20 protein-coding genes are annotated in these 18,067 nt (G+C 44.6%); 15 read left to right on the plus strand and 5 right to left on the minus strand.

Annotation, left to right across the window (positions count from 1 at the left end):
• Positions 1-31 precede the first annotated feature (31 nt).
• From AC1XTG_RS14335 to AC1XTG_RS14345, 3 genes are all read left to right on the plus strand, one after another.
• Positions 32-583, plus strand: a complete 552-nt coding sequence (locus AC1XTG_RS14335) for a c-type cytochrome (protein ID WP_056291012.1) — start codon at positions 32-34, stop codon at positions 581-583.
• 87 nt (positions 584-670) lie between these two features.
• Positions 671-2,167 carry an Asp-tRNA(Asn)/Glu-tRNA(Gln) amidotransferase subunit GatB gene (gatB, locus tag AC1XTG_RS14340; protein ID WP_484842446.1) on the plus strand — a complete coding sequence of 499 codons (1,497 nt, stop codon included), beginning with the start codon at positions 671-673 and terminating at the stop codon, positions 2,165-2,167.
• Positions 2,168-2,197: 30 nt separating this feature from the next.
• Entirely contained in the window at positions 2,198-3,349 is a 1,152-nt protein-coding gene (locus AC1XTG_RS14345) for a TlpA disulfide reductase family protein (RefSeq protein WP_056291015.1), read from the plus strand.
• 68 nt (positions 3,350-3,417) lie between these two features.
• Here the strand turns inward: AC1XTG_RS14345 and AC1XTG_RS14350 are convergent, their stop codons facing one another.
• Complete coding sequence (locus AC1XTG_RS14350) at positions 3,418-4,293, minus strand: NAD-dependent epimerase/dehydratase family protein (protein WP_484842447.1); 876 nt, start codon at positions 4,291-4,293, stop codon at positions 3,418-3,420.
• 18 nt (positions 4,294-4,311) lie between these two features.
• Between AC1XTG_RS14350 and AC1XTG_RS14355 the strand changes: the two genes are divergently transcribed.
• Together AC1XTG_RS14355 and AC1XTG_RS14360 are read left to right on the plus strand one after the other, a co-directional pair.
• Positions 4,312-5,322, plus strand: a complete 1,011-nt coding sequence (locus AC1XTG_RS14355; protein ID WP_484842448.1) for a gliding motility protein GldB-related protein — start codon at positions 4,312-4,314, stop codon at positions 5,320-5,322.
• A 45-nt stretch (positions 5,323-5,367) separates the two neighbouring features.
• Positions 5,368-6,456: a complex I subunit 1/NuoH family protein gene (locus AC1XTG_RS14360; protein WP_484842449.1), complete on the plus strand. Its 1,089-nt coding sequence runs from the start codon at positions 5,368-5,370 to the stop codon at positions 6,454-6,456.
• On the opposite strand, the gene AC1XTG_RS14365 is transcribed toward AC1XTG_RS14360, so the two are convergent.
• From AC1XTG_RS14365 to AC1XTG_RS14375, 3 genes are read right to left on the minus strand one after another with little or no spacing between them, the layout of a single operon-like run.
• Entirely contained in the window at positions 6,449-6,901 is a 453-nt protein-coding gene (locus tag AC1XTG_RS14365) for a YEATS domain-containing protein (protein WP_056291023.1), read from the minus strand. The two genes, AC1XTG_RS14360 and AC1XTG_RS14365, sit on opposite strands and share 8 nt — an antisense overlap.
• 53 nt (positions 6,902-6,954) lie before the next feature.
• Positions 6,955-8,184 carry an ABC transporter permease gene (locus tag AC1XTG_RS14370; protein ID WP_484842450.1) on the minus strand — a complete coding sequence of 410 codons (1,230 nt, stop codon included), beginning with the start codon at positions 8,182-8,184 and terminating at the stop codon, positions 6,955-6,957.
• Positions 8,185-8,223: 39 nt separating this feature from the next.
• Positions 8,224-8,850 (minus strand): ABC transporter ATP-binding protein, encoded by a 627-nt coding sequence (locus AC1XTG_RS14375; RefSeq protein ID WP_484842451.1) that lies wholly within the window; start codon positions 8,848-8,850, stop codon positions 8,224-8,226.
• A gap of 242 nt (positions 8,851-9,092) precedes the next feature.
• Between AC1XTG_RS14375 and AC1XTG_RS14380 the strand changes: the two genes are divergently transcribed.
• The 5 genes from AC1XTG_RS14380 to AC1XTG_RS14400 are packed head-to-tail and all read left to right on the plus strand — an operon-like array spanning position 9,093 to position 13,146.
• Positions 9,093-10,103, plus strand: coding sequence for a hypothetical protein (locus tag AC1XTG_RS14380; RefSeq protein ID WP_484842452.1), 1,011 nt, complete (start codon positions 9,093-9,095; stop codon positions 10,101-10,103).
• A gap of 9 nt (positions 10,104-10,112) precedes the next feature.
• Complete coding sequence (gene porG, locus AC1XTG_RS14385; RefSeq protein WP_484842453.1) at positions 10,113-10,811, plus strand: type IX secretion system protein PorG; 699 nt, start codon at positions 10,113-10,115, stop codon at positions 10,809-10,811.
• Between the two features lie 4 nt (positions 10,812-10,815).
• Positions 10,816-11,358, plus strand: coding sequence for a DUF2911 domain-containing protein (locus AC1XTG_RS14390; RefSeq protein ID WP_056291029.1), 543 nt, complete (start codon positions 10,816-10,818; stop codon positions 11,356-11,358).
• A 24-nt stretch (positions 11,359-11,382) separates the two neighbouring features.
• Entirely contained in the window at positions 11,383-12,270 is an 888-nt protein-coding gene (locus AC1XTG_RS14395) for a trypsin-like peptidase domain-containing protein (RefSeq protein WP_056291031.1), read from the plus strand.
• A gap of 51 nt (positions 12,271-12,321) precedes the next feature.
• Positions 12,322-13,146 (plus strand): phytanoyl-CoA dioxygenase family protein, encoded by an 825-nt coding sequence (locus AC1XTG_RS14400; RefSeq protein WP_484842454.1) that lies wholly within the window; start codon positions 12,322-12,324, stop codon positions 13,144-13,146.
• Positions 13,147-13,149: 3 nt separating this feature from the next.
• Here the strand turns inward: AC1XTG_RS14400 and AC1XTG_RS14405 are convergent, their stop codons facing one another.
• Positions 13,150-13,845 carry a YjjG family noncanonical pyrimidine nucleotidase gene (locus AC1XTG_RS14405; RefSeq protein WP_056291034.1) on the minus strand — a complete coding sequence of 232 codons (696 nt, stop codon included), beginning with the start codon at positions 13,843-13,845 and terminating at the stop codon, positions 13,150-13,152.
• Between the two features lie 381 nt (positions 13,846-14,226).
• Here AC1XTG_RS14405 and AC1XTG_RS14410 point away from each other — a divergent pair, with 381 nt between their 5' ends.
• The 5 genes from AC1XTG_RS14410 to AC1XTG_RS14430 all read left to right on the plus strand — a co-directional run bounded on the left by AC1XTG_RS14410 (position 14,227) and on the right by AC1XTG_RS14430 (position 17,934).
• On the plus strand, positions 14,227-14,826 hold the full coding sequence (locus AC1XTG_RS14410; protein WP_026632052.1) for an RNA polymerase sigma factor: 600 nt from the start codon (positions 14,227-14,229) through the stop codon (positions 14,824-14,826).
• Positions 14,801-15,049: a hypothetical protein gene (locus tag AC1XTG_RS14415; RefSeq protein ID WP_056291036.1), complete on the plus strand. Its 249-nt coding sequence runs from the start codon at positions 14,801-14,803 to the stop codon at positions 15,047-15,049. The genes AC1XTG_RS14410 and AC1XTG_RS14415 overlap by 26 nt, the downstream gene beginning before the upstream one ends.
• Before the next feature lie 83 nt (positions 15,050-15,132).
• Positions 15,133-15,795 carry an endonuclease III gene (gene nth, locus AC1XTG_RS14420; protein WP_484842455.1) on the plus strand — a complete coding sequence of 221 codons (663 nt, stop codon included), beginning with the start codon at positions 15,133-15,135 and terminating at the stop codon, positions 15,793-15,795.
• A 77-nt stretch (positions 15,796-15,872) separates the two neighbouring features.
• Complete coding sequence (locus AC1XTG_RS14425) at positions 15,873-16,736, plus strand: FKBP-type peptidyl-prolyl cis-trans isomerase (RefSeq protein WP_484842456.1); 864 nt, start codon at positions 15,873-15,875, stop codon at positions 16,734-16,736.
• A gap of 184 nt (positions 16,737-16,920) precedes the next feature.
• A complete protein-coding gene (locus tag AC1XTG_RS14430) occupies positions 16,921-17,934 on the plus strand; it encodes a hypothetical protein (RefSeq protein WP_484842457.1) in 1,014 nt (337 codons plus the stop codon).
• Positions 17,935-18,067 lie beyond the last annotated feature (133 nt).

The raw sequence follows: 18,067 nt of genomic DNA on the forward strand, positions 1-18,067 counted from the left end.
TTAATCTGGCGGAAATTTAAAATTGAAAACAATGACTATCAGTAAAAGCACTTCTTTGGCGGTTATGGCCTTGGCAGTTTACTTCATTACAGGCTGCTCTTCAAAGGAAGATCGCGATAAATACGATCATTATTATGGTTCAGGCAGTAAGTCAAGAGAAGAAACAGCACTTGTAAAGCTGGCTAACGACAGAAAAAATCAACCTGAAACACCGGCAGCAGCTCCTGCCGCAGCAGCAACACCTGCTGCTCCTGGCGATTCTGCAAAAGCCGGCGACTCGGCAGCAGCACCAGCTGCGGCGGCTCCTGCAGTAGCAGCGGCTCCAAAAAGAAAGCCGGTTCCAGCCGACGTATCTGCGTTACTTAACAAACACGCTTGTTTTGCCTGCCACCAGGCTTACGATAAAGTAATCGGACCAGCTTACTCCGAAGTTGCCAAAAAGAAGTACTCAGCTGACGAGATCGTAGCGCTTGTACACAGTCCAAAACCTGAGCACTGGCCTGGTTATCCTCCAATGGCGCCTCTGCCTCATGTTCCAAAAGCAGATATCGTTGTGATTGCCAACTGGATCAACTCATTATAATATCCATTTCGAGTCTTTTAAAATACGGGCCGTTCATGCTATGGACGGCCCGTATGCATATCTTTGTTATAGCATTTTACATTAATTATGACCAATACCACACTGCAACCTGCTGATATTACGGATGAATTGCTCGCAACCTATGAAACGGTGATCGGGCTTGAAGTGCATTGTCAGCTGTTGACAGAATCGAAGTTGTTTACCAGGGATGTCAATCTTTTTGGAACAGAACCCAATACGAACATCGGTCCGCTGACACTCGCGTTGCCTGGGACACTGCCCAAAATCAACAAAAAAGCAGTAGAGTATGCAGTTCGCCTTGGGCTTGCATGTGGCTGCTCCATTAGCAGAAAGACAGTTTTCGACCGTAAAAACTACTTTTACCCTGATCTTCCCAAAGGATACCAGATATCACAGGATAAAAAACCGATTTGCGAAAACGGTGGTGTAACTATCTCGACTAAAGACGCAACAGGTAAGATAACAGAGAAATTAATCCGCTTTCACCACATTCACCTCGAAGAGGATGCGGGAAAATCTGTTCACGAGGGCGATCAGGTGGAGACTTTGCTGGATTATAACCGCGCAGGAACTCCGCTGGTAGAAATGGTTTCCGAGCCGGATCTAAGGTCTGCAGAGGAAACCGGCGCATTTGTTACTGAGATAAGAAGACTGGTCCGCTACCTTGGAATCAGTGATGGAAATATGGAAGAAGGCTCCCTCCGTTGCGACGTGAACGTTTCTGTTCGAAAGAATGGCGCAGCGGAATTTGGGACAAAGGTTGAGATCAAGAATATGAACTCAATCCGGAATATGATGCGGGCGATCGGCTTTGAAGAAAGAAGACAGGTGGCTCTGCTCGAAAGCGGCGGAACAGTGCAGCAGGAAACACGGATGTTTGACGTGGATAATGGCCAGACTTACGGAATGCGTGTTAAAGAAACCATGAACGATTACCGCTATTTTCCGGATCCGGACCTTTCGCCCGTGATCGTCTCGGAAGAGTGGCTGAATGATATAAAAGGCAGCATGCCCGCCTTGCCTCACGAATTGCGGGAGAAGTTTGTAAACCAGTACGGGATTCCTGCTTACGACGCAATGGTACTGACAGATACAAAGGAAGTTGCGGACTATTTCGAAGCAGTGTGCAGTAAAACATCTGCCTACAAAGCAGCTTCGAACTGGTTGATGGGACCGGTGAAATCATTTCTGAACGATAATGGAGGAAACATCGCCTTGTTCCCGATCAGTGCGCAAACGTTGGCCGAGCTGATCGAGCTTTCGGAGTCGGGTACGGTCAGTAACTCTGTTGCCACACAAAAAATATTTCCGGTACTCCTGGCTGAGCCGCAAAGGGTGCCGCGGGACATTGCTTCAGAGAATAACTGGCTGCAAAACAGCAATACAAACGAGCTGGAATCGTTGGTAGAAGAGGTAATTAATTCAATGCCAGACAAAGTAGCTGCTTACCGGAAAGGTAAAAAAGGACTGATCGGATTGTTCGTCGGAGAAGTGATGAAGAAGTCGAACAATACTGCAGATCCCAAGCTGGTCAACCAGTTACTGGCGCAGAAATTATCATAAAACAGTTTCTTAACAGAAATTTTCAGGCTTATGAAGGGGTTTTTAAAAGGGGGTATATTATCTGTGTTGCTCGTTGCCGGAGTACAATCCTGGGCACAGCAGCTTGATCCCAAAGATTTTACCGTTACCGGGAAAGTTAAAAACGGCGCGAAGGGTGAAAAGGTCATTCTTTCCAAATCCACGGCAGCCGGCTCGTCGGTTAAGCTGGATTCCACGCAACTGGCCGCTGACGGTAGCTTCTCGTTAAAAAGTACCGAAAGAGACCGCGGAAGTTTCTTCACGCTTAACATTGCCGACAGACAAAAAGTAGTACTGCTGGTTGAAGGAGGCGAAAATTTGAATGTCCAGGCGGATGGTACCACCCGTGATGCCAAGGGAAATGGAGGAAAAGCCGAGGTTTCCGGCTCAAAAAATATGGAGTACTACGCGCAGCTTGACAAGCTGATGCAGGCTTTTGCCGCCAAGGTGACTGTTTGGAATGAAGAATATGCGGCCGCAGAAGAAAAAAAGGATACCAAGAAAATAGCGGAAATCCAGCAGAATTTTACAAAGGCGGATCAGGAACGCTTGACAGCTATTAAATCAATGCTGCCTGAAATGGGTACTTCGTTGGTTGCATTGTTTGCAGCGAACAATTTCCTGAACCCCGAAACTGATCTTGAAACATTGAAAAAGCTGGCGGCCGACTATGAAAAGGTGCAGCCAACTCCTACGCTTGCCAAAGGTTTTATCGGTCAGGTGAAACGTTTTGCAGGTGTGTCAGTGGGGCAGGAGGCGCCGGATTTTACGCTCAACAGTCCGGAAGGAAAGCCTGTTTCACTCTCGTCGCTTCGCGGAAAATATGTGTTGATCGATTTTTGGGCTTCCTGGTGTGGACCGTGCCGAATGGAAAACCCGAATGTGGTCAGAATGTATGATAAGTTCAAGGATAAAGGTTTTGACATTTACGGAGTATCTCTGGACGATAATGAGAAAGCCTGGAAAACGGCCATTTCAAAAGATAACCTGAAATGGCAGCACGGATCGGAGCTGAAAAAATGGAATTCGGGCGTGGCGCAAACCTACGGGGTGAATGCAATACCAGCTACGTTCCTGATTGATAAAGACGGAAAAATCATCGCTAAAAACCTGCGGGGGCCAGCTCTTGAAAGTAAGCTGATGGAATTACTGGGTGCCCAATAATATCTTTTTGGTTATATCATAATAAAACCCGCGGGGATAATCCTGCGGGTTTTTTGTTGTTAATGGTATCAGATCGGATCTTCAAGAGAATAAAGAAACTGTAATGGATCCGGATATAGGAAGTCGTACTTATATGTTTCAGTTAATTTACGATTTGAAACAATCTTGAAATCAGGCTGCGCTCCGTCGGCAAACGTGGGCGCCTCCCAACCAAATTGCGCACAGGTATCTATGTATATTTCGCTTCGGGTTGGGTGAAGCGGGGCAACTATGTTGAAAGTCTCATTACTTACTCCCTGTTTGAGCATTTCCAGGATAATCGCGGCCCCATCGTCCCTGTGAATGTAGTTGACCGGGACTGTGCCGGTAGTCATATCTTTTTTCCCTTGTACATATTTTCCGGGAATGCGATTGTAGCCCAGGAGCCCGCCGAAGCGAAGAATACTTGCTGTGCATTGTGGCCGCAGAGAAGTGATAAGCTGCTCTGCCTGCACCATTTCGGAATAAGCTGATTCTTCCGGAGTGGTTACATCTTCTTCCGTAACCGTTCGGTTGAGATCCGGGTAAATGCTGGTCGAACTGATGAAAAGGACTTCTTTCACCGGAGATTCCCTGACGGATGAAACAACCGCCTGTATTTGCTGTGCATAAAAGCCGGGCTCGTGCTGACTTGAACGCGGCGGAAGCGAGACAACCAGTGAATCCACATCAAAGAATGCATTTACCTTCTCCGAATCTACCGTAAAACCGGGAGTAAGATCGAGCAGGAAACCTTCGAACCCGAGCGAATTGAACTTAGCCAGTTTGGATTCAGAAGTGGTACTGCACTTGATTTGTGATGTAATAGGATCACCAACCAAACGTTGTGCTAGTGCAATTCCCAGCCAACCGCAGCCAAGAATGCTTATTCGTTTTTTTTCTATTTTTGAAGCTTCACCTGACATATATTTCCTGATAGTCGAATGGTTTATTTAAAACAGATCAGTCTTATTGCGCTACTGGCAGTCTTTTCATTTTCCTGCAAGCCTGACAACAGAGCTGTTGCTGATATAAGTGATATAGATTTAAAAGTTGTTTCTGAAAATCTCGACGAGGAGCTATTTGCCTGCAAGTCGGAGACAGAAGTACAAAATTTTTTGAACAAACATCCGAATTTAGGCAGGTATTACTTTTCAGATGCACCGGTTGAGCCTGGTAAACTGGCAGGTTATCTCTTTAGTATTCTTCAAAATCAGGATTTCAGGACATTCAAGACGCAGCTCGACTCGCTGATTGGCGACCGGCAAACTGTAATCGTAGATTCACTCACGAAAGCATTCAAACACATTAAGTACTACTACCCTGCATTTACCGCACCAAAAGTTGAATTTATGGTCTCCGGTTTCGCAGGTAATGATCTGTACATTTCAGACTCTCTTATCATCATTGGTCTCGATTATTTCGGCGGCCCGAGTGCAATGTACCGTCCCGATGTATTTGATTACCAGTTACGCCGTTATCAAAAAGAGTATATTGTTCCTTCCATTATTTTCTTTATTTCAAACAGGTTCAACAAAATCAGTCCGGGTGATCAAACCTTACTGGCCGATATGATCGGGTATGGGAAAGGGTATGAATTTGTGAGATATATGATGCCCGGAACGCCGCAAAGTCTGATTATCGGCTACTCGGAGGATAACCTGAAAAAGACCTATAACAGTCAGCAGGATATCTGGGCGTACTTTATCGCGAGCAAGTTACTTTATGAAAAGAATGTGTTGCAAAAGCGTAAATTCATCGAAGAGCGACCATTTACAACAGAAATCGGGCAGAAAGTGCCGGGTGCTATCGCCCGCTGGGTAGGATGGCGCATTGTGAATTTGTTTATGAAAGAAAACAGGGAAGTATCTATTGTTGAGTTGATGGAGATTGAGAATGCAAGCCGGATCCTGCAGGAATCGGGTTATAGCGGCCAGCCGGACAAAGTAGAGTAGATTTTATTTACTTTTGCCAAATCCAGTTAACTCAACCAGCCTTTAATGCCATTTACCCTCATTATATTCCTGCTCCTGGTACCCGGTTTTGTGGTAATCGGTGTATATCTTGAAAGAAAGGTATCTGCCTTTATTCAGGATAGAATGGGGCCAATGGAGGTAGGTAAGTGGGGTCTTTTGCAGCTTTTTGCAGATTTGCTTAAACTGTTGCAAAAAGAAGACATTGTTCCTAGAGCAGCCGACAGGCGCCTCTTTCTGATCGCGCCTTTTATCATTTTCATCTCTGTATTTGCAGGTTTTGCAGTAGTTCCGCTGGCGCCGGAGCTTGCAGGTTCAGGCGCGGCAGTCGGCGTTTTCTTTCTTTTAACGATCGTTTCCGTAGATGTTGTCGGGCTGTTAATGGCTGGATGGGGCTCTAATAATAAATTCGCATTGTTCGGGGCAATGCGCGCTGTGGCACAAATCATATCCTACGAAATACCACTTGGTTTGTCAATTCTCTGCGTAGTAATGCTAACGCAAACGCTTGATCTGCAAGTGATCAGCTTTCAGCAGGGCATTTACTCGACTGAGCCCGTTTACCTCTTTGGAATGAAACAATTGGGCGTGGATGTAACCCAGGTAGGCGGGATACTGACCTGGAATATTGTCAGAAATCCTTTCTTGTTGATAGCCTACGTCGTGTTTTTCATAGCCTCTCTTGCAGAATGTAACCGTGCACCGTTTGACTTACCTGAGGGAGAATCTGAATTAGTAGCCGGTTTTCATACAGAGTATTCCGGAATGCGCTGGGCGCTTTTTATGCTCTCCGAATATGGAATGATGTTGCTGGTCTCGCTCCTGGGCGCTATTCTCTTTCTTGGAAGCTGGAACACACCGCTTCCTAATATCGGCCCGCTTCGTTTGGCAGATTGGACAAGCGGAGAACCCGGAACCTGGTTTGGATACATTACCGGGATCTTCTGGATTTTAAGTAAGGCGATGTTTGGTATTCTTCTGCAAATGTGGGCCCGGTGGACTTTGCCCCGGCTTCGCGTGGATCAGCTGATGTATTTAGGCTGGAAGGTACTGACGCCGGTTGGTCTGGTTCTCTTCTTTATTTCCGGCGTCTGGCGTTTGATCGGTATCAGTTAGTAATTTCTGCTCCGTCAAGAATGTAGTTCATCTGGTAAATATCATCTGCATTCAACTTCAATGTTCCCGTAAAAGTAAGCCGCTCATCGGTTTTGAACTTCCGGCCATCTTTTTTCTTGAAGTTCAGGGTCATTACCGTTTCAGGTCCGGCACCTCCGCAAAAAAAGCATGCGCTGAATGGAAATGCGGAAAGCACGTACAAGTTTGCATCCAGGTCAACCGGGAGAATATAGCCGGTAATAGCTACCTGCTGATTTTTCAACTTCTGAACACTTGGGCCAAAAGTAGGGTGGAGCATGTAAATGGATTCTTCTGCATACCACTTTTTCTTGAAAGTCACATCGCGTAAAGTCTCCCAGGTCACCTTAACGGGTTCGTTGGCCGGCTTGAATGCCAGGAGTGTGGTAATGCAAAAAAATAAGATGGCCGCTTTCAACGATTTCATTTGCTCTTCTATTTAAAAGGGATTGAACCTGATAAACAAATTTAAGCAGATTATCATTCCTCTGCCAGTGTGCGGGATATATTCAACCGGTAAATTCCTGCCGAAGGAAGCGCCGCCGCAATTGCCCCAACTGCCAATGCGGCAAAAAGAAGGTAGATTTCCTCAGGCAGAAGCGCGAACCTGCCGAGGGTATAATGGAAATCCTGCTCGGCTGCTTTCGAAAAAAACCACAACCCGACCCTGCTGAGAATAATACCGGACAAAAAGCCGATTACCGCCAGGAACAATCCTTCAATTAGCAACATCAGGAAAAGGAAAGTTCGTGTAGCGCCAAGGGAAAGCATCAATGCCATTTCGTACTTACGTTCTTTCAGAGAATTGTAAAGCGAAACAAAAACGCTTATTCCAGCAATGGTAATAATAAAAATGGCGATCGCCCGCAGTGTTTCGATTCCTACACCAAGCAGCGAAAAAAGCCGGTTGATCTCGATGCTCGGCAATGCAGCCTGCATAGATGTATTCTGGTTGATCTGCCGCGGAATTGTCATTAAACCCATCGGATTACGAAACTGGATTAATGCACTGGTAACATCCTTTCCATCTTCGTCGGGCTCGCCGCCGGCGTGTTCCCCGGCATGGTCCTGATGCTTTTCAGTAGTGGGTTCTTCGTGATCGTGGATATCCCAGATACTGGATAACCGGGTCAGGATCAGCTGATCCACTACCGATCCACTAGGTTGGAAGATACCTGTAACCTTGTATTTACGATCGCCATGCACATCACCTGCTCCGTCCAGTCCGTGAGAGCTTGCGAAAGTATCGCCGATTTTAAGTCTTGCTACCCGGGCCACCTTGCTGCCGAGTGTTACTTCCATAGATGCATTATATACGTGCCCCTCAGCTACCTTTACCTTATAATGCTCAATGTACTTGGGCGTGGTTCCCAGGATCCTGAATCCCTGGTAATTATCTCCCATTGAAAGTGGGATAACTGTTTTTACAAACGGATTTTTTCTTAATGCATCTACTTCTGCCAGTGGTACATTGCCTGTGGGCGCGTCGATCTGGTAAATGCTGGACAGGATCAATTGCAAGGGGCTGCCTTTCGCGCCTACTACCATGTCAATTCCTTTGATATTCTTCCGGAACTGCTCGTCAAGCTGCTGGTTCAGGAGCAGAAGCAACGAGATCATGCCAATACCGAGCGCAAGTAAAAGTGCACTCAGGAAGCTGTTAAGCTTTTTTTCTTTGATATTGGCGATGCTGATTTTGAAAAGGTTCATTGCGTTGATTTTTGCCGCCCGGAGAGCAGCCTTGATCCGTTATAAAATGACCTGGTTGGAAAATTCATCTTTTAGCCGCTGGTCGTGCGTAACCACCACGAGGCTCGCACCTATTAATGCGGACTGCATTTTGAGCAGCTCGATAACGCGTTGGCAGTTGATGTCGTCGAGGTTTGAAGTAGGTTCGTCGGCGAGGATTACATTGGGTTCATTCATCAATGCACGCGCGATACTTACCCGCTGTTGCTCGCCCTGGCTCAGCTGCGCTGTTTTTTTGTTTAAATGCTCTGCAAAACCCAGTTCGTTCGCGAGGAAAATTGCCTTTTTTCTGTCCTGTGGTTTTTCGGCAAGAAAATTGGAGAGCAGCAGGTTATCGATCACCGACAATGCACTAACAAAATGCGCGCGCTGGTAAATGATCCCGATGCTTTTGGCCCGGATCAACGCAATCTGCTCCGCTTCCAGGTGGCTGATCGACCTGCCGCCTACGGATACTTCTCCGCTTTCGGGGCGGAGCAGGAGGGCAAGAAGATGAAGTAATGTGGTTTTACCTTTCCCGGACTGGCCTAAAATCAGTAAGGTTTCCTTGTCACCGCAATTGATATCAGGAAATTGGAAAGTTTTTTGGGGAGAGTACGAAAACCTGAGATTGTGACTCGTAATCATTTCCTGGATCTTTTTTAGTCTGCAATGATAGCAAAGTTTTTTTGGCCGTCAATTTAAAACGTGTGTTAATGCACGGTTGTGGTCCACATCAGCGGATTTCCGGGTACCGGAATTTGGCAGACCGGCATTCATTCTAAAAAAATTCCCAGCTACAAATAAATCTATTGTTAAAACGTTGAAATGGTGTTGAAGCCGTAATAAAACCGACAACTATCCTATTTTTGCAAAAAAACGATCTGAAAATGCGTAGACATTTTGACTTCAAAAGAGTATCCGGGGCGCTTGCAGTGATCATGACTTTTGGACTTTTATTAACAGGAAAAGATGCCAGCGCGCAGAGCAGAGGCATTTTCGTTCCTTACTCTACAGCAGGCTTTGGCGTAGGTACATCCAGCTATTTTGGCGATTTCGCTCCATACAGAAGGCACGTAGCTTCTGTATTTAACATGATGCGTTGGAGCATCGGCGGCAATTACACAAGGCACTTTACACCACGTCTGGCAGCCAGGGCTAGCTTCATTTATGGTCGCATTGCTGGCGACGACTACATTATGAACCGGAGGCCGAAATACGAAACAAACATTTTCTATGCCAGGAACCTGCATTTCAGAAATGATCTTAAAGAGTTTTCGGTACAAGGTATTTTCAAGCTTATTCCTGATAACAGAAGCTACGATAGAAGGCCCCAGTTTGGAGCCTATCTTTTTGCAGGTGTAGCATTAACCGCTCACAACCCTAAGGCGCTGGATTCATTGAATGGTGACTGGGTAAAGTTGCAGCCGCTCGGAACAGAAGGGCAGGGTAATGAAGGTTATGCGAAACCATATTCACTTGTTCAATTTGCAGTCCCTGTGGGCATTGGTTTAAGATACAAAATCAATCAGCGATTTGATGTTTCGGTGGAGCTGGGTTTCAGAAAAACCTTTACGGATTATCTTGATGATGCGCACGGAAATTATGCCGATCCGGCAGTTTTTGCAGACAATCCACTTGCATTGGCACTGTCCAACAGATCTACGGAGCGTGTCGCTGTCAGAAAAGGTGCAGACCGTACGGGATCTTTGGTTAAGTTTTTACAAGTCAATTATCAGGTGGAAACCAACGATCCTTTTGCAGCTCTTCCGGCGACCGGCTTTGCAGCACCAGGTACACAGCGCGGAAACAGTCCTACATTGACTGACAACTACCTTTTTGGAATGATCCACCTGAATTACATGCTGCCTTCGCAGATCAAATGTCCTCCGCTTAAATAAAAGCACACATTGAAATCATTATTTTCAAACAGGATTAATAAATACTTGCTCCGTCTCTTCGTTGCAGGTATTTATTTTTTTGTCTCTGTAAATTCCTCCAAAGCTCAGAAAATCGAGTTGGGCGCGGGCATTGGCGGGTTCAATTACAAAGGAGATATTTCCCCTTCACAGCGGCTGCGCTTTGTTAAGCCGGGCGGCAGCCTTTTTTTCCGTTTTAACCCTACTCAGGCATTATCACTGCGGGCAGAAGTGGCGGGCGGGATCATAGGCGCGGCGGACAAGCATAGCAAAGACCCTTTTCAGGTTGCGCGCAACAAGTCTTTCAGGTCAGGCATTTTTGAAGGCTCTGCGGTAGCGGAGTATAACTTTCTCAATTTCCAGGAGCGCCGTTTTGCGGTTAACTGGAGTCCATACCTTTTTGGTGGAGTAGGTTATTCCAGGTTCAATCCTCAGACCAAAACCAGCGACTATAGAACATCCTCGTTCATTCTGCCGTACGGCGTTGGTATCAAATATCAGATCCGGCGGCCATGGAATATCGGACTGGAATATGGTGCCAGAAAGACTTTTACAGACTACCTGGATGATCTTGGTGGAAAGCCGGTTAATACAGACAAATTACAGCAGGGAGATCCTTCCCTGAAAGACAACTATTACTATATTAGACTTTCGGTAAGTTACACATTTTACAAAATCGTTTGTCCCTGATCCTATGAAGAAACCTCTCCTGATCATTCTGGGCGTTGTTATTGCTGCGCTGATAGGATTTGCCGGTATGCGGATGTATACCAAATCATTTAGCCCCGAAGCGGTTGCCGAAACAAATAAGAATGGCGTCAGCGTAAAGGTTACTTACAGCAAACCAAGCAAGAAAGGCAGGCTCATTTTCGGGCGCGAACAGGATAATGCATTGCTGCCTTACGGAAAGGTTTGGAGAACAGGCGCTAACGAGGCTACTATCATCGAAATAGGTAGCGGACTTACAATTGCTGGAAAGCCGGTGCAGGCTGGTACCTATTCACTTTACTCAGTTCCCGGCCAGGGAAGCTGGAAGATCATCCTGAATTCGGAGGTCGGTCAGTGGGGCACCAATTATAACGATGGGAAAGATGTGCTCCGGGTAGAAGTTCCCATTCGTATCCGCTCCTCTGTGCAGGAGTTGTTTGATATCTACTTTGAGGAAATCCCCAATGGTGTCAATATGATCCTTAGCTGGGACCAGACAGAAGCCATTGTTCCTTTTTCACACAAATAAGATTGGTTTGCTACCTTTGCCCGCATGTTTGTTGGAGCCATTGAAAAAGTAGACCAGTTTACCCGTCCGATCCATTTTATATTCCGTTACTACACGGGCAGCGATATCGTACCCGGTACAGCCACCTTATTTTTTGTAAACGAAGAAGGCTTCGCAATTACCTGCAGGCACGTAGCGCGACAGATACTTTACGCGAATTCCATCTACGAGAATTATCTCAAATTTCGGGGCGAACTCAGGAAGTTTGAGAAGGATCCGGGATTTGAAACACAGCGGACGAATCTTGAAAACAAATACAAGATATCCGCAGCTAACCCCATTCGCGTTCTTTTCAACTTCATTCAGTGTGTCTCTGCCTATAAAGCGATGACCATACATCTGCACCCCACACAGGATCTCGCAATTATACAGTTTAGGGAATTTGAATCGGTGCAGTACCAGGGGTATGCACAGTTTTTGAAAGATTCACGGCTTGTAAAGCAAGGCAGGTACCTGTGCAGGTTAGGTTATCCTTTTCCGGAATTCACCAATTACCAATACAACAAAGTCTCCGGCGATATTGAATGGACTAAGGAAGGTCGTTCCAAAACGCCGAGTTTTCCAATCGACGGCATTATTACCCGCCATATCGGAGAAGGCAGCGAGGTTACCGGGATAGAAATGAGCACGCCGGGACTGAGAGGTCAAAGCGGCGGCCCACTATTTGATCCAAGCGGGACCATTTACGGAATGCAAAGCGCGACCCGGCACCTTCACCTCGGATTTGATCAGGTTAACAGGGAAGTAGTATCCGACGGACAGCGAAGAAGAGTATCCAATTATCCCTTCCTGAATGTAGGTCAATGCGTGCATGTGGATGTGATCAAACAATTTTTAAGGGAGAAAAAAATCAAATTCTACGAACAGGATTAACCAGGTAGTTTTAAGAAAGTCAAATCTTTTAAAAGCATAAAGATCCTGACTATGACTGACCTGCAATACGATCTGATCCAAAGCGAACTTTCGGAACCATTTGTTCTTCCCGAAGGAGCTGTCGCACATTTTAATACTTACGGATACGTAAAGCTTAAAAATGTTCTGAGTGAAAATCTGCTCGCTTATTACGGAGAGTTGATCACCGACCTTGTTTTCAGGCTGAATAAACTGACCAAGCCAATGGAGGAGCGTACAACTTATGAACGCGCTTTTCTGCAGGTGATGAATTTGTGGCGGGAAAGCGAAGAGGTCAAAGAGTTTGTATTCTCAAAAAGGCTCGCAAAGATTGCTGCCGACCTGTTGCAAAGTTCCGGCGTCAGGTTATACCATGACCAGGCGCTTTACAAGGAGTCTTCTGGCGGTATTACTCCCTGGCATGCAGATCAATTTTACTGGCCGCTCTCCTCGCCAAAAACGGCAACGGTTTGGATACCGCTTCAAGCAACATCAATGGAAATGGGCCCGCTTGCATTTGCAGAAAAAAGCCACCATGTTGAAATAGGACGTGATTTGGAGATCAGTGATGAAAGTGAGGCACTGATGAACGAGGCGCTTAAACAATTTGAGCTGAACGAAACGCCATTTGAACTCGGTGAAGTCAGCTTTCATGCTGGCTGGCTGTTTCACCGCGCCGGGGCCAATACGTCCGGAAGTCCGCGTAAAGTAATGACGATGATTTATATGGATCAGGATCAAAAAGTGACGCAACCGAGAAATGAGTACCAGCAGGCCGACTGGGAAACCTGGCTGCTGTCCCGGCCTGTGGGTGGCGCGGCAGACAGCGAGCTTAATCCTGTACTGTTTACTTATTGACCATCATAAAATAAGAAGCAGCTCTTCCAGTCTTGTGATGTCGTAGGTAGGTTTTTCATCAAATTGCAGTCCCGCCGGATTAAGGTAAACAGTATCAATTCCGATCTGTTTGGCACCCAGAATGTCCGCAATCCAGTTATCGCCTACCATTATGCATTCCCCGGGACTTGCCTGAGCTGCATTCAATGCGAATTCGAAAATTTTTGGATCCGGCTTTTTGGCGCTGGCATTTTCAAAAGTGATCACATTTTCAAAAAAGTGCCCGATCTGAGAACCCGCGAGCTTTCTTGCCTGAATTTCATTGAAACCGTTGGTGATAATGTGCATTCTGTAGCCGGTAGCGACTGCATAATTGAGCAGATCGAGTGCGCCTTCCAGTAAATGCTTCTTGTCAGGCAGGGTATTCAGATACAACTCGCCAATTTCTTCATGATTTTCCGGACATTGAATGCCCAGGTCTTCAAAAACGAGCCGGAACCTGTTTTGACGTATATAGGTATGGTGAATCTGCCCGCGGTCGAACATGTCCCATAAAGACATATTAACTCTCAAAAAACATTGTATAAAGTCCTCCATAGAGCTTATTCCATGATTCTGGAGTGTAAGCTTATGGAAAATTTCTTCCAGAGACTCGGATGAATTTTTATCAAAATCCCACAGTGTGTGATCGAGATCGAAAAAAATATGCTTGTACTTCATTCTGTGAAAAGTTCAATATTTATCAAAAAAGTGAAATTTCAATTTTTGCCGGCTGCGCAATAAAGATAATGTGAACAAATAAGTCGATCTCCCCGGAATAAGCGTATATTTATATGATAAGTTCTATTAAATATTTTAAAAGGGACATATATACGCAGTAAATCACGATTAAGGCTTAAAAAGCTGCCTGGTTGTTAACATGTGTTAATGAAAATCGATTTCGAAAAAAAAGAAACTCAAACATTTGCAAATTATTTGCTAAATCTATTTCTTTGATTCGTATAATTTGAAATACAGATAATTACTTCAATTTTTTCACCAGACAGAAAGGAGAAACAATATCGACGAACCGCTCTACGTTAACTAAATCGAATAATAAAAATGGAGAAAGTCCAAGTTAGCGACAGTGAGTTGGTGACGTTGTATATCCGCGGGAATGAGAAAGCTTTCGAAAAACTCGTCCAGCGCCACAAATCAAGAATATACACCACTATTTATCTAATTGTTAAGGACCAGTATGTAGCCGAGGATTTATTACAGGATACATTTATTAAGGCCGTCGATACGATAAAGGGAGGTAGATATAACGATGAGGGCAAATTCCTGCCATGGATTATACGGATCGCACACAACCTCGCCATTGATTATTTCAGACGCGATAAACGCTACCCCAATGTAGTGTTCGAAGATGGAAGCAGTGTTTTTAATACGCTGGATTTTTCGGAAGATTCCGTTGAGTCAATCCAGATTCGTCAGGAAACACATGAACAACTGCGGGAGATGATCCAGCGGTTACCCGATGTGCAGAAGCAAGTACTGATCATGCGTCATTATGAGGACATGAGCTTTCAGGAAATTGCGGATGCAACGGGGGTGAGTATTAATACGGCATTGGGGAGAATGCGTTACGCGTTGATAAACCTGCGTAAGCAATTTAACCAACGTGCCCCACAGTATGACAAAAACTTTTACCTACGATGATGTTGTAAGGTATTTATATGCCGAGACAACAGAGAATGAAAATGAACTGATTGTTGAGGCGCTTGCACTTGACGATAATTTGATGAACTTCTATCTGGATTCATTGGAGATTCAGACACAGATGAACAAAATCACCCGGACTCCTTCCGATAAGGTGGTTTCAGAAGTTTTCAAATATTCCCGGCAATTCTCATCAAAAACACCTGCTGCTCTTCACTATTAAGTGAAGCAGCAGGTGTTTTTTTTGCCCAGCTATTCATCGGATAGCTGGATTTTGTTGTTTGTATCAGAGTATGTTTTCCCTTTATGCACAGACAGGAGCGTTTTAAATTATTTCTGGATTATTTCACTGAAAACTTTCCTGAACCCGAAACCGAGCTGCAATATTCAAGTCCGTATGAACTGCTGGTAGCAGTGATATTGTCGGCGCAATGCACAGACAAGCGTGTAAATATTGTTACCCCGCCTTTGTTCGAGCGTTTCCCTGATTCGGAGTCGCTTGCAGCTTCCAACGCGGAAGAAGTTTTTACTTACATCCGCTCCATTTCTTACCCAAATAATAAAAGCAAGCACCTCGTAGGAATGGCGCGAATGCTGGTGGAGCAGTTTGGATCGGAAGTGCCTGCATCTGTGGAGGAGTTACAAAAATTGCCAGGTGTAGGGAGAAAAACGGCCAATGTGATTGCTTCCGTTATTTTCAACCAGCCTGCAATGGCGGTGGATACGCATGTTTTCAGGGTGTCACACCGGCTTGGACTGGTTCCTAAAACTGCCACTACGCCGCTCAGTGTTGAGAAAGTACTGGTAAAGTATATTCCAAAACAGCTTGTGCACAAAGCACATCACTGGCTTATCCTTCACGGTCGTTATATCTGCATAGCGAGAAGCCCTAAATGCATGCAGTGCCCGCTTTCTTCCTTTTGTAAATTCTTTGAAAAAAATGTACTTACAGAAGTTTCGAAATCGTAGTTACAACCAATATGCTTTTTGCAGAGTCTATCGTTTAAAATATCAATCCCATTAAATTTAAGAAAGGAAGAAATCAAATGAAGCGTACGAAGTTAGCATTGTTTATTTTACTGGCTATGGTGGTAAGTCTGTCCGGCTGTATGAATTCGGACAAAAACCAGGATGAAGAGAAAATTACCGAAAATGATAACGAAATCAAGGAATTTTTAAAAACCGACAGCCTCGGCACCTCGGCGATCCGCGACAGTACAGGACTTTACTACATTATCAGAAAGTCGAACCCAAGCGGGCAGAAGGCAAAAACAGGTGAAGCAGCAACGGTAAGGATCAACGGATACCTGCTGAACGGAACCAAAGTACTGTCGATTGAGAAAGACTCAACTTTCACTTTCCCCGTTGACGGATTCTCAACTCAGATTTTTGGTTTGGAAAGGGGAATTAAGCTGATGAGAACCGGCGAAAAAGCGACATTTCTGATTCCGTTTTACCTGGCTTTCGGAAATGTGGACAGGGTTAACATTCCGGCTTATTCGGTAATCAGACTGGAACTTGAATTCATCAAAGCACGCAACGAAGCGCAGCAGATCGACGATTTTCTGGCCAAAAAGCAGTTCCCGGTCTCAGAACGTACCGCTGACAATCTAGTAATTATCAGAACAAACACGGTTACGGGCGATACCCTGGGCGTTGGTAAGTCTGTAAGTATTAAATACGTTGGAAGATTTCTTAGCGACGAAAAGTTTGATGAAGGAACGTTTGCTCTTACCACCGGTATAGCAACAGTGGGAACAGCATCCTTTGGTTTGGATAAGGCTATCAGAAAAATGAAGAAAACCGAGAAGGCAATCATTATTATGCCTTCAGCATTAGCCTATGGAAGTCGTGGGGCTGGCAAAATTCCTCCCTATTCTCCTCTCACATTTGAAGTAGAGGTACTTTAGGTTCATAGGCTAGTTGAAGTATCTTGAAATTTTGCTTAGTAAATGAACAAACTCCTATATATCCCGTGAACTAAATGACAAAATGTAACCAGTAGTAATATAAGTTGCTTTGCATTTTTGTAGAATTAATTGAATGTATATATTTGTAGGACAAACTAGAACAATTCACTTAAACACTTCTACAATGAAAAAGATTTTTCTGTTAGCTGCTGCTTCTTTGCTATTATTTTCTTGTGATCAGACGTTGGTTGAAAATGAATTCCAAGATTCGTTAAAAAGTGGAACTGCACATCAAATCAAAAATGTTGACGGCATACTAATGTTTGACGATCTAAATGATTTTTTTAGGATTGCTGATAGTGTTGGAATGCTGAAAACTGATGAATTTCAGATGTGGGAAGAGGAAGTCAACTTCTCCTCCAGGTATTCTGAATATAAAAAATTGGTGAGTCTTGATGAAAGAACTAGCGAAATTGTTGGCTCCTCTTCGATTATCTTTAATACTAAGGACAGCACTTATGATGTTAACAGCGTAAATGTAAATATAGCTAAGTTAACCAATCGGGACGGTCTAGTTATCATTGGAAGTGCAGCTTACTTATTTTCAGCGAAAGAAGTTGCGTTTATCGATGGGTATACCCAGGAATGTTTAAAAGATTTAATTAGTACAACTAGGTCAGGTAAGGTACTTTCGAAACCAGTTGTAGAAATGACTCCATTACAAAGTACAAATGCCAGAGTTGCGCCATGGGAACTGAGTCAAGATGGAAATGAGATTTATGGCGTAGAACCTGGCTCGAGCAATTCTAATTTTATGCATACCAGATTAGTTGGAAGGTATTATGAAGTTCCAAATCCAACTAATCCATTTTTTATTATAAAGCGACAGTCAATAGACTTGCTTGCTAGCTTCTATCATCGCCAAGCATTTGGCGGATTAGCTTTACGTGTTCCTCAAAAATATGAAGCTTCTTGGAGTTTCGAAGCTTTCTATGCACCATGTGGTGTTTGTAATCTTCAATACAATCCAGTAAGCGGCCAGTATGTTGAAAGTGGAGTTGCAAGTATAGATGTAACAATTTTCGACAATGTCCAGGGTGACATTAAGAACCTGAGTGTTCCAATTTCGGCGTCAGCTTATAACTATCAGACAGGAGCCACAGTAGTATCAAGCACAACTTTCTTATTTTCATATTAAATTCAAATTAACATGCTTATGTCTGGCTATCTTTTGGGCGTAATTAGGATCTAGGTAAATGCAATGGTGCATTATTCAAGGCGTTTAACTACCCGGGCTCCATTTAAATCTAAAGCATCGAGGTAGTTTAAGT

The sequence above is a fragment of the Dyadobacter sp. HNCC25DJ183 genome (genome assembly GCF_056895175.1).

Coding starts and splice junctions, on each gene's coding strand:
- AC1XTG_RS14375 (WP_484842451.1), bottom strand. CDS start 8,850: ATGATTACGAGTCACAATCTCAGGTTTTCGTACTCTCCCCAAAAAACT.
- AC1XTG_RS14350 (WP_484842447.1), bottom strand. CDS start 4,293: ATGTCAGGTGAAGCTTCAAAAATAGAAAAAAAACGAATAAGCATTCTT.
- AC1XTG_RS14365 (WP_056291023.1), bottom strand. CDS start 6,901: ATGAAATCGTTGAAAGCGGCCATCTTATTTTTTTGCATTACCACACTC.
- AC1XTG_RS14335 (WP_056291012.1), top strand. CDS start 32: ATGACTATCAGTAAAAGCACTTCTTTGGCGGTTATGGCCTTGGCAGTT.
- AC1XTG_RS14425 (WP_484842456.1), top strand. CDS start 15,873: ATGAAGCGTACGAAGTTAGCATTGTTTATTTTACTGGCTATGGTGGTA.
- AC1XTG_RS14370 (WP_484842450.1), bottom strand. CDS start 8,184: ATGAACCTTTTCAAAATCAGCATCGCCAATATCAAAGAAAAAAAGCTT.
- AC1XTG_RS14345 (WP_056291015.1), top strand. CDS start 2,198: ATGAAGGGGTTTTTAAAAGGGGGTATATTATCTGTGTTGCTCGTTGCC.
- gatB (WP_484842446.1), top strand. CDS start 671: ATGACCAATACCACACTGCAACCTGCTGATATTACGGATGAATTGCTC.
- AC1XTG_RS14400 (WP_484842454.1), top strand. CDS start 12,322: ATGACTGACCTGCAATACGATCTGATCCAAAGCGAACTTTCGGAACCA.
- nth (WP_484842455.1), top strand. CDS start 15,133: ATGCACAGACAGGAGCGTTTTAAATTATTTCTGGATTATTTCACTGAA.
- AC1XTG_RS14430 (WP_484842457.1), top strand. CDS start 16,921: ATGAAAAAGATTTTTCTGTTAGCTGCTGCTTCTTTGCTATTATTTTCT.
- AC1XTG_RS14380 (WP_484842452.1), top strand. CDS start 9,093: ATGCGTAGACATTTTGACTTCAAAAGAGTATCCGGGGCGCTTGCAGTG.
- AC1XTG_RS14415 (WP_056291036.1), top strand. CDS start 14,801: ATGACAAAAACTTTTACCTACGATGATGTTGTAAGGTATTTATATGCC.
- AC1XTG_RS14360 (WP_484842449.1), top strand. CDS start 5,368: ATGCCATTTACCCTCATTATATTCCTGCTCCTGGTACCCGGTTTTGTG.
- AC1XTG_RS14410 (WP_026632052.1), top strand. CDS start 14,227: ATGGAGAAAGTCCAAGTTAGCGACAGTGAGTTGGTGACGTTGTATATC.
- AC1XTG_RS14355 (WP_484842448.1), top strand. CDS start 4,312: ATGGTTTATTTAAAACAGATCAGTCTTATTGCGCTACTGGCAGTCTTT.
- AC1XTG_RS14390 (WP_056291029.1), top strand. CDS start 10,816: ATGAAGAAACCTCTCCTGATCATTCTGGGCGTTGTTATTGCTGCGCTG.
- AC1XTG_RS14405 (WP_056291034.1), bottom strand. CDS start 13,845: ATGAAGTACAAGCATATTTTTTTCGATCTCGATCACACACTGTGGGAT.
- AC1XTG_RS14395 (WP_056291031.1), top strand. CDS start 11,383: ATGTTTGTTGGAGCCATTGAAAAAGTAGACCAGTTTACCCGTCCGATC.